8 protein-coding genes are annotated in these 10,601 nt (G+C 63.4%); 7 read left to right on the forward strand and 1 reads right to left on the reverse strand.

Annotated features, from left to right (window positions below; translation table 11 throughout):
• The first annotated feature begins 315 nt into the window (after positions 1–315).
• Positions 316–2,373: a ParB/RepB/Spo0J family partition protein gene (locus DI624_RS15270; protein WP_291540187.1), complete on the forward strand. Its 2,058-nt coding sequence runs from the start codon at positions 316–318 to the stop codon at positions 2,371–2,373.
• 161 nt (positions 2,374–2,534) lie between these two features.
• Here DI624_RS15270 and DI624_RS15275 read toward each other — a convergent pair whose 3' ends face one another.
• On the reverse strand, positions 2,535–3,971 hold the full coding sequence (locus DI624_RS15275; protein ID WP_291540189.1) for a serine protease: 1,437 nt from the start codon (positions 3,969–3,971) through the stop codon (positions 2,535–2,537).
• Positions 3,972–4,264: 293 nt separating this feature from the next.
• Here DI624_RS15275 and DI624_RS15280 point away from each other — a divergent pair, with 293 nt between their 5' ends.
• The 6 genes from DI624_RS15280 to DI624_RS15305 all read left to right on the forward strand — a co-directional run bounded on the left by DI624_RS15280 (position 4,265) and on the right by DI624_RS15305 (position 10,506).
• On the forward strand, positions 4,265–5,788 hold the full coding sequence (locus DI624_RS15280) for a hypothetical protein (protein WP_291540192.1): 1,524 nt from the start codon (positions 4,265–4,267) through the stop codon (positions 5,786–5,788).
• Positions 5,785–7,266, forward strand: coding sequence for a hypothetical protein (locus DI624_RS15285; protein WP_291540194.1), 1,482 nt, complete (start codon positions 5,785–5,787; stop codon positions 7,264–7,266). The genes DI624_RS15280 and DI624_RS15285 overlap by 4 nt, the downstream gene beginning before the upstream one ends.
• 4 nt (positions 7,267–7,270) lie before the next feature.
• Positions 7,271–8,317 (forward strand): restriction endonuclease, encoded by a 1,047-nt coding sequence (locus DI624_RS15290; protein ID WP_291540196.1) that lies wholly within the window; start codon positions 7,271–7,273, stop codon positions 8,315–8,317.
• Between the two features lie 55 nt (positions 8,318–8,372).
• Complete coding sequence (locus DI624_RS15295; protein WP_291540198.1) at positions 8,373–9,287, forward strand: nucleotidyltransferase and HEPN domain-containing protein; 915 nt, start codon at positions 8,373–8,375, stop codon at positions 9,285–9,287.
• Positions 9,288–9,363: 76 nt separating this feature from the next.
• Positions 9,364–10,218 (forward strand): hypothetical protein, encoded by an 855-nt coding sequence (locus DI624_RS15300; RefSeq protein ID WP_291540200.1) that lies wholly within the window; start codon positions 9,364–9,366, stop codon positions 10,216–10,218.
• A 30-nt stretch (positions 10,219–10,248) separates the two neighbouring features.
• Positions 10,249–10,506, forward strand: a complete 258-nt coding sequence (locus DI624_RS15305; protein WP_291540202.1) for a hypothetical protein — start codon at positions 10,249–10,251, stop codon at positions 10,504–10,506.
• Positions 10,507–10,601 lie beyond the last annotated feature (95 nt).

Consider the following 10,601-nt stretch of genomic DNA (forward strand, 5'->3'; position numbering starts at 1 on the left):
AACCTCTCATCCTGCTCATCTCCGCGCCTGCGGCGCGGAAGGGTTTTGCACGTCCAGACACTTGAAAAAGGACATGGAAGGGCTCCGCCCTCGCGCGGGCCAGGGTGAAGCGGCTCCGCCGCCGGATCGGCCGGTCTCCCCGACCTTCCGCGCCGACGATGGCCGCCATATTCCGATTTCCAGCAAGGCTTGTGCAGGTCGGGTGATCCCCCTCCGGCCGATCCGCCCTGGCCCTTGCTACCCCGGTCTCGCCGACGGGCAGGGTTTCAGGCGCGCCTTCCGCGTGCCTGCAACCCTTGCCCAAAGGAGGCAGACATGACTGCTCAATCCACCCAAGCCCGTATCCCTGCGGCGGCTGACGCCGCCGCGACCGGAGCGGATCAGGAGCCGGTGCACGGCGCGGAAATCTTCGTTCCGCTCAATCTGTTGAAGGCGTCGGAGAAGAACGCCCGGAAGGTGAAGCACTCCGAGGCGTCCATCGAGGCGCTGGCCGCGTCGATCAAGGCCAAGGGGGTGTTGCAGCCGCCCGTGGTCGAAATCGAGCGCGGCGAGGACGGCGCGCCGACCGGGAAGTATCTCGTGACTATCGGGGAGGGGCGGCGTCAGGCCCTGCGGCTGCTGGTCAAGCGCAAGACCATCAAGCGGAACCATCCGGTTCGCGTGACGGTCGATTCCGAGAACGACGCCCACGAAATCAGCCTCGACGAGAACGTCACCCGCGAGGCCATGCACGCCGCCGACCAGTTCGAGGCCTTCAAGCGGCTGTCCGACGAGAAGGGCTATGGCGCCGAGGACATCGGCGCCCGGTTCGGCGTGACCGCGACCGTGGTGCGCCAACGGCTCCGGCTCGGGGCGGCGGCGCCGGAGTTGATGGCGGCCTATCGGGAGGGCGCGCTGGCGCTCGACCAGCTGATGGCTTTCTGCGTCAGCGCCGATCAGGACCGGCAGCGGCAGGTGTTCGAACAGTTGGGCGAATACCGGCCTGTCCACGCCATCCGCCGCGCCATGACCGAGGCCAAGGTCCGTGCCGACGACAAGCGGGCGCGCTTCGTCGGCGTCGAGGCCTATGAGTCCGAGGGCGGGACGGTGCTGCGCGACCTGTTCACCGAGGACGGCGGCGGCTGGCTGGAAGACCCGGCCCTGCTGGACCGGATGGTCGGCGACAAGCTGGCCGTGCTGGCGGACGAGGCGCGCCAGCGTGAGGGCTGGAAGTGGGCCGGGGCGGCGTCCGACTATGCGGAGGTCAGCGCCTTGGGCCGGGTCTATCCGGTCGAGGTCGTCCGGTCGGAGGAGGATGCGGCCCAAATCGCGGCCCTGTCGGAAGAATATGATGCGCTCGTCTCCGGAACCGACGCGGCGGACGCCCTGTCGCCGGAAGCGGACGCCCGGCTCGAGGAAATCGACAAGGCCCTGCAAGCCTTCGGTCCTGACTTCGACTATCCTGCCGAGGTCAAGGCGCGGGCCGGGGTTCTGGTCCTGCTCGGTCATGACGGTCTGGCCCGTTTCGAGCGCGGGCTGGTGCGGGCCGAAGATGTGGTCAGCGACCGTCCCGCCGATCCGGAGGCGCCGGACGGCTGGACCGCCGAAGGCGAAGGCGAGGGGGACGCGCCCTCCGCGTCTGAGCCGGAGGCGGACGAGGGCCCGACGCCCCTGTCGGAGCGTCTGGTGATCGACCTGACGGCCCATCGGACCATGGGGCTGCGTGACGCCGTTCAGGCCGATGCGAACATGGCTCTGACGGTGGTGGTCCATGCGCTGGCCTTGCAGGTCTTCTACCCGGCGTGGGGAACGTGGACGCCGCTGCAACTGCGGATGACCGTGACGGGTCTGGAAAAGCTGGCGCCGGGGGTCAGCGACGGCCCGGCGGGGCGGCGCGTGGCCGACCGGCTGGAGGCGTGGGGCGCGAGGCTTCCCGAGGAAGCCCGCGATCTCTGGGCCGTGCTGGCGCCCATGCCGCCCTCCGATCTGCTGGACCTGATGGCCTGTTGCACCGGCGTCGGCCTCTATGCCGTGCGTGATCCGCATGACCGCAAGCCCGACGCTCTGGCGCATGCCGAGACGCTGGCGACCGTCACCGGTCTGGACATGACCGGGACGTGGACTGCGACGGCGTCGTCGTATTTCTCGCGGGTCGCCAAGGCGAGGGTGCTGGAAGCCGTCACCGAGGCCACGTCGGCGGAAGAAGCCGGGCGGATCGCCGGGTTCAAGAAGGGCGATATGGCCGAGGCCGCCGAACGGCTGGTCGAGGGCAAGGGGTGGCTGCCGGTGGTGCTGCGCACCGCCCCGGCGGTCGATCCCGATGCTGCGGAGCCGGAAGGGGAGGGGGAGGCGTCGCCGTCCGATGACGACGCCTATCCGTTCGCCGCCGAATAGGCGCCTCGCCTCCGAAAACTCGCCGCGCGCCCTTTGAGGGCGCGCGGCTTTTTTTGTTCGGGCGACTACGTCACAGGCGACGTCATCCGCGATGAAGTCGCCCACGGAAACGGCGAAGACAGGCCGGCTCCGCCAGTCCATTTCCGCGACCTGGTGGACGCTTAGCGAGCCCGCCTTGAAGGGATGAGCGCGCTGGAGGTCACGATCATGTCTGTGAAGACCTCGGCGTCGGGGACGAGAACCGCCTCGAGCCTGAAGTAGGCGCGATGGATGAACTCCATCCGAGCCGTGCCGCCGGTCACTTCGATATTCAGGAACTCGTTGGAGATCGCGTCGGCGTGAGCCGCATAGAACTCCGCTGGCATCTCGAGCGTCCAGACGATCATCAGCATTCGAAGAAAGAATTCGACGTCGGTCTTGCCGTCCGGTCTTTCCTCCGCGCGCATGAGTTCGAGGTCTTCGACACCCTCGAAGTCTTCGACAGAGAAGCTCGAAACCGACGTCAGGAGGTCACCCGGGACCCCCGCAGCCTCCAGGAAACGCGCCATCCGCGGCACGGAGAAGCGCGTTAGCGCCATGACCACGGCCAACGCGCCTTCGTCCTCCATCTCGCTGCCCCATGTCTCGATGAAGTCGCTCCGCTCGTCACGGGTGAGAACACGTCCGTCGGGCGCTTCCATCTGGTCGATCGCTGCCGACGCCGCGAACAGAGTGGCTTCCTCGGTCGACAGATTGAACGTCACCTCGCCCCATGGATTCCGGTCTACATCCCCTGCCAGTCGCGCAAGCCCAACAGCCTTCGCGCCCAGAAGGCTGACACTCTCGGTCTTCGACAACGCGGGAATAGGCCCGGCGACACGAAGCCGAAGCGCGTCCCAGATCAGGGTCATGTACGACGGGCCGCCGTCAGGCGAGGACGACACGATGCCGACGACTTCGCCCTCGGCGTTCACAACGGCTCCGCCGCTCATGCCGCCGATGGTCTCCATACCCACTTCGAAGCAGGGCGAGGGCATGCGCTCGCCTCGTCCCATGGGAAACGCCTGGGTGACAATCCCGGAAGAAACCATTGGGCTGATCAGTGCAGCGCCCTCGTGCAGATCTTGATGTCGGAAACCGATTGCCCAGAGACGATCGCCAAGCAGGGGCAAGGCGACACGCATCGGGGCCAGAGACAGCGGCGCTGCCGCCAACGCATCCGAATTCAAACTGCAGCTGATCAATGTGATGTCCGAGGAGACCCTCACATCGTCGTAGAAGGCGCTGGGGCCAGATAGCGTCGAAATGCCGATGGGAACCCAGGCTCGCGCGGCGTCCGGCAGAAATGTGAGTAGCAAGGGGGCGCCCCCAGCCGCCTCGATTTCGTCGATGACGTGGGTGGCGGTCAGCGCCATCCCTGGAGCGACCATCACTCCGCTGCCCATGATGGTCGGGCCATCCGACCCCATCATGCCCACCGCGACGAAAGCGTCTCCCGCTTGGTGAAGGGAATCCAGCGATCCGATTCCGTCCTCATCAGAGAACACCGGGGTCGCCCACGACAATTTCAGGTTCGCGAGCTCCGGATTTGCCTCGGTGAAACGGACGGAGTGGGACATGGGCGCCTCGGCGGGGGATAAGTCAGGGTTAGCCCGACCTCATCAGGCCTGAGCGCTGTGTTCGTGCATTGTTCTTGTGGCGAACACGGTTAGGATTGCCACTTTGCCACTGGGGGAATAGCGGAAATGACGGCGGGTTCGCCCTATGCGCGCATGCGCGCCCACGGGTCTCTGAGCGGTATGGCGGCCGCCTGCTGCGCAGCCCGGGTGGTGCGTGACGCGTGGGAATCGTTCATCGGACCTCTCACTGATCGTGCCGCCATCTCAATCTCGGCCGCAGACGTGTGGAGCCGATGAAGCTCTCCATCTCCTTTCCCATCCCTGATCTCGCGACGGCCAGCGATCATGAGATCGAAGGCCTGTTTCCCTCATTCGACGGTCGCTGGAGTTCCCAGACGAAGGCGTTGCTGGCCCAGCACGGCGTCGAGCGTCTCGACCTGGACGGCAACTGGGCCAGTGTCCCGCCGATGTGGCGCTGCGGGTCGTGCGGACGCTACAAAGCCGAACTCGCCCGTCTGTCGGATGTCGGGGTCCTGATCTGCCGACTGGACTGGCACCACGATCATCTTAGGGATCACGGCAAGAAAATCTTGAAGCGTAAGGGCGCTCGTCCATCGGAACCCGAGGCGCTTCGCCGCTGGTTCAGCGCCGTCGAGACCTGCAAGGACCTGATCGAGCGCTTCCACCCGTCCTTCGTCTGCGTCGACTGCAACGCGGCCGACGGGGAGGCGAAGCGGAAGCTCAAGGGGATCGTCCATCCTGACTTTAGCTTCTCGCCGGCCGAGATCGCGACCTTCATAACCATCCAACCGGGGCGGCCTCACAAGGTGGATGCGGACAAGGCCGAGGAGATCTGGAAGTCCGTTGAGGACGATGTGCTGGACCGGATCGCCTTTGCCGAGCTGCTCGCCGCGCGCGTGGCGGACGGTCGGCACCAGCGGCAGGGCCGAAAGCTCTGGCCCGAGCCGCCTCTGGGGCCGCTGTTGAGGGACCTGTCCCGTAACCCGACCTACCCTGCCATACCGCTGCTGCAGCTTCCGTCGATACTTTCGTCGCGCTCGTTGAAGAACGACGGCTTCCGTTCGTCGCTCAAGGTCAGGACCAAACCGGTCCGGGTTCCGTCGCAGGCCGAGTTCGAGACGTTCACCGCAGCGCAAGACCCGAAGTCGCCTTGGGTTTGGGTCGACGCGGGCTGGACGTGCCCAGGCTGCGACCGGTCTCGCTTCGAATGTCTGCGGGAGTCCGGAAAGAACAAGCTGAGTGGACGCCTTCATCAGTTCTACGTCTACAGCGACGAGGACGACTACGATGCCTTGAGGTGGCGGAACGGCTGGAACGAGGGCGGCGTGACATACGGAGGGCACGCCGTTGTTTTCCTCTGTCAGGACTGCCGTTTGGTGGTCACCGACACGAACAAGACCCTGACGGCGCCCTCGGAAGATTGCCTGAGGATTGAGGACCTGCGTGTCCTGGTCGGCGACGCGGCTCCGCACACGCGGCCGCAGGTCGACCTTGAGGCTGCCCAGGCCCTTGCAGAAGACAATTTCGAGCATGTGGACGCCGCCAGGATCTACTGGGAACATCGCAGCGCTGCACGGGCTGTTTTGAACCACTACACCGAACTGACGAAGTGGCGTGGCGTAGACCGTGAGACCGCGATGTGGATCGTCCTGGAGAAGGTCGGGCGGCTCGACCTCGAAGATAGAGAGCTTCCCGGGTTGCTCGATTTCATGCTGGCTGAGGGCGCACGGTTTGCGGCGCAGGACGAGGCGTCACGGTCGGACAGACGGACAGCCGGGACGGGAGGGGCGCAATGAGCATAGACGGTCTGGTGACCTTCGTCGGTTTGGTGGTCGCGCTCTTCGCTCTGGCCACGGACGCGCGCCGAAAGGCGCTGATGCTGCGCCTTGGCGTGACGGTGACATTGACGGTCCTGTTCGGTGCTGCCGTCCTCTACCTGGAACTGTTCAGCGTGTGGGCCCCGGAATGCCGCTGGGGAGCGAAGGTCTGCCGCGTCCTCGTTCTCGATGGCGGAAACCCGTGGATCACGGCGCAGCAGGCCGCCTTCGTTCTGGTACTGATCTGGCTGGCCCTTATGTTGGTCAATCTGCAGAGAAAGACGCTTGGTGCGAGACATCTGCCGCGCCTCCTGGCCTTGGCGACCGCGCTCCTGGAGGAGAAGCGTTTCTCGGAATTGAACCGGGTGACCCAGCCCCATTTGAAGTTGATCGCAGGCGTTGCGGGCGGCGACGTGACTGCATCAGATGCGCAGAAGCAGTCCGCGACGGCGTTGCAGCGCCTTCTCTACCGCCGACGGGATTTCATTGAGTTCGTCGCGATGGAGCGACCCGCAACTGCGGTCGAGATGATGGCGGTGGAGAGCCATATCGTCTTCGAGTTCGCAGACCAGATCCTGCGGGTCTTGGCCGAGAACAACGACAGCCCGCTGTTCACGGAGGTGTACGACAACCAGAATGTCTTCATCACCGGGTACGTCTTCCCGGATCACAACACCTATCTGAACTTCCTTTTTGCAGACGCGCGGCAGGCCGAGCGACTGGGCGCATGGCAGCCAGTCATGGAGGCGGCGCTCGCGTACCTCGCCGAGGCGAAGGGTGGCCCATACCAGGCCTATCTGAGCGGCTCCGCTGATCGTTTTCAGGACGAGGAGCGCTGGCGCGATCGCACCTTCGTCGCCATTCGCTTCTTGGATCTGATGGTCGATGCCGCCCTGCGACAGGGAATCCAGTGGCACATGTGGCTGTACTACACGCCCCATCTGACCAAGAGCCTGCTCGGACTTTATCTCGATCCCCGCAAGGATGAGGATGTCTTCGACGAGTGGCCGACCCGCAACGCCTATCTCATCTATTCGATCTTCGGCGCGTTGACGGACTGGATCGAAGCGATCCTGCACCTTCCTGCGGACTCGCCGCACCTCGTGCTGGAGTCGACAGCGCCCAATGCCGAGAACGGGAACATACCGAAGTCTGCAGTCATCGCGCTGGGCGATTGCCTGCGGCAGGTGTTGCTATCGGAGGCGGTCTCGGACCGGTTCAAACGCTATCTCGCCGAGATGGTTTTCCGATGCATCGCCAACCTGCCCACGGAGGGCGAGAGGGCCGGCTTCCGGAAAACTCTCGTGGCCAGTGTGCTGGCCGGCGGAGTGATGACGCGCTCCGACCATCTTGGCCATCTGCGCTCAATCTTCGACCGTGAGCATCACCTGCTCCAGGAGCGGCTCGAAGATTTCAGGATGGCGTTGGACGCCGCGTTGGTAGGTGGTCAGGAGTGACGTCGTGAAAACCCTGAAGGACATGGTCCAGGACTGGGGCGGTTTCGAACGTCTCGTCGCTGAGCTTCATGACACGGGCACCGTCACTGTCGAACACGACGTTGTCCTGACCGGCCGGTCCGGCGCGCCACGGCAGATCGATGTTCTCGTCCGTCATCGGGAAGGCCTCTACGAGCATCTCATCGTCGTCGAATGCAAGTATCGGAATACGCCCGTCGAGCGGATCCATATCGATGCACTGGCGACGACCGTGCGTGAAGTCGGGGCGTCCAAAGGCGTGATTTTCTCGGCCAAGGGGTTCCAGAGCGGGGCCATCACCCAAGCCGAGCACGATGGGATATCGCTCTACCAGATACGGGAGCCGACAGATCGTGAGTGGGGGATGCCTGGTCGCCATCTCGATCTCTGGTTGCAGTTTGTGCAGGTCAGCATCGGTAGTCCAGCCCTGCCTGGGACGATGCTGGTTGGACCGCCATTGGAGGGCAACCAGCTGACCCTGGATCTGGGGGAACGGGCGTCCATCACGCCGATCGTGGCCTCGGAACTGGACGAACAGACACTGGAGACGCTGATAGAACGGCTCGCACGGGAGAGCGCCCGCCTTTCATTTCAGCCGGTGCGGTTGAACTTTGACGGTGGGCAGCTCGCCGGCGTCCATAGGTTCAGGTTCAAGGTCAAATACGCCCCGAAGACGCCGATCGAATGCCCACGAGGAAGTTCGCTGATCCTCATCCCTCGGATCGAGTTCGATGTTGGATTGAGGGTCGATCAAAGCCGCCTGCAGATTGATCGAGGCGAGCGCTACGCCTTCGTCCTCGCGGTGGAGGACTGCGTGAACAAAGGTGTGTCAACGGCTTCGAGAGAAACTGGAGGCAAGACCGTTCTGAAGCCCGCTCGGACCGACCCGCCAGACCCGGATGATACCTTCGAGAATGGGTCGATGTTTCAGATCTGGCCGAAACAACTCATCGGCTTCGAGGAGTTTGCAGATGTGCCGCTCGCAACAGGGCCTGATCGGTCGCTGCAGTTGAAACGCGACAACAGAGTCTGATGAAGTTGCTTCTTTCGACTTGCTGTCGGCAGCCCCATCGGGGAGACTCGGATCTGTGAAGAAGACACTCGATCATCTGCCGCTGCCCAAGCAGTCCGAACTGCGTCACGTCGTCGATGTGATCCGCGCCTCATTCGAGGAGGCGATCTCGACGCGACGCGCCGAGCGGCTCAAGCATGGCAAGATCCTCAAGATCATTCTCTACGGATCGTATGCCCGAGGCGATTGGGTGCACGACCCGGTCGGCCGGTACTTCTCCGATTTCGACCTGCTGTTCATCGTCGATCATGAGGATCTGACCGACGGCGAATTCTGGTTCGACGCGACCAACCGAACCATGCCCGGCGAAGGGGAAATCCGAACGCCGGTCAGCATCATCGTTCACACCCTGGATGACGTGAACGATCAGTTGGATCGAGGGCGCTACTTCTTTGCCGACATCCTGCGCGACGGGATCGTCCTATACGACACGCCAGGCGCCAAGCTGCACAGGCCGGCAACCATCAAGGCAAAGGCCGCGCTGGTTGAGGCGGAGAAGTACTTCGAGAAGTGGACGACCAGCGCTGCTGGGGCCCAGGGCATTGCGCGTCACTCAATCGAAGTAGGTGAACCCAACTGGGCAGCGTTCATGCTGCACCAGGCCGCCGAGCACTTGTATCACTGCATTCTGCTTGTCGTGACGCTGTACAGCGGAAAAGCTCACAACCTCGCTTTCCTGCGCAAGAAATCGGAAGCCATCGATGTGCGTCTGGCCGAAGCTTGGCCGCGAGAGACCAAGTTCGAGCGCCGGTGTTTCGAGCTGTTGCGGGAGGCATACGTTAAGGCGCGCTACGCCGACCACTACAGGATCACCGCCGAGGAACTCGACTGGTTGACGGACCGGGTTGAGGTGCTGCGCGTGCTGACAGTAACGGTCTGTCAGGAGCGCCTGGCGCAGCTGCGTGAAGAGGCTAGCGACGAGGGTGAGTGATCCGACGCCAGGTCAACGCGGTGTCGCCGTCCAGAGCGCGGACGCGGCCCTGCCGGACGCTGGGCGCCGACGCTACATGAGCAAGGCGGACGACTTCGATGTCCGCGTAAACAGCCTTGAGATCGAGATCCTCCCTGATTGGGAACCTCATATCATCGAGCAGTGGAAGACGATCAAGGCGAGCATCCGCTCGGGATTGATCGGCGAGTTCGGCAGTCATTCTTCCGGACGTAAGGAGGAGAACTTCATCGCCATCGGCCAGCTGTCGATGTCGATCATCTCCTACCACAACGCCCTACATCGGCAGGTCCGCAACGCGTTCGTGGTCGGGTCCTACTACCCGGCGCTCGTTGGCGCTTGCGCGCTGGGCGAGCGTGTCTTGAACCATCTGATCCTCGATCTTCGCGAGTTCTATTCGGCGACGCCGGAATACCGAAAGGTCGCCCGCAAGCAGTCCTTCGACAACTGGACCATTGCAATCGATGCCCTGGAGGCGTGGGGCGTGCTGCTTCCCGAGACGGTCAAACACTATCGCGCCCTGGCCAAACTAAGAAACCGGTCGATCCACTTTGATCCCGGAACATACGGTCGCGTCCGGGACGATGCTCTCGCGGCGGTGATCGCGATCCGCGACATTCTTGACCTGCAGTTCTCGACCTTCGCTGTGCGGCCTTGGTTCATTCCTGAGGCAGAGGGCACCTGCTTCATCGCGAAGGCGTACGAAACCGATCCCTTCGTCCGAACCTATCTAATCCCGAACTGCTTCTTTGTTGGGCCTCACCATCTGATTCAGACCTTAGAGCCCGAAATCGTTGTAGCCGACAAAGATGACTATGGGGTGGGTTCCTGGAGCGACGCGGAGTTCCAGAGCCTCTACAAAACACGGCGGCCTGCCGACCTCGTTCAGGTGCCTGGAGCGGGCCGGATTTAACGGCGTAGCGAGTGTGAGACAGACATCCCCATGGCGCGTCTACCGATCAAGACTTCCGTTCTCAGTCGCTTGTTCGCGATGTCCGGCAACCTCTGCGCCTATCCGAGTTGTCCTCAGATCCTCTACCGTGAAGACGGCACCGGCTTCGTGAACATCTGCCATATCCATGCGGTGGAGGAGGGGTGGACTCGCTACGATCCCGACGTCTCGGACGAGGCGCTGAGAGCGATCGACAATTTGGTCTTGATGTGCCGAAACCACCACGGCGAGATCGACCAGGAATTTTGACGTGCCTCTGAGTTTTCATCCAGCGGCGACCAGAGTCCTTGGGTTAGTTACGCCTCGCAGCGTGGGGTGAGCAACAGGCCGAGCCGCGCAGCTTT

It is taken from the genome of Brevundimonas sp. (assembly GCF_003248455.1).
Lineage (GTDB): Bacteria > Pseudomonadota > Alphaproteobacteria > Caulobacterales > Caulobacteraceae > Brevundimonas.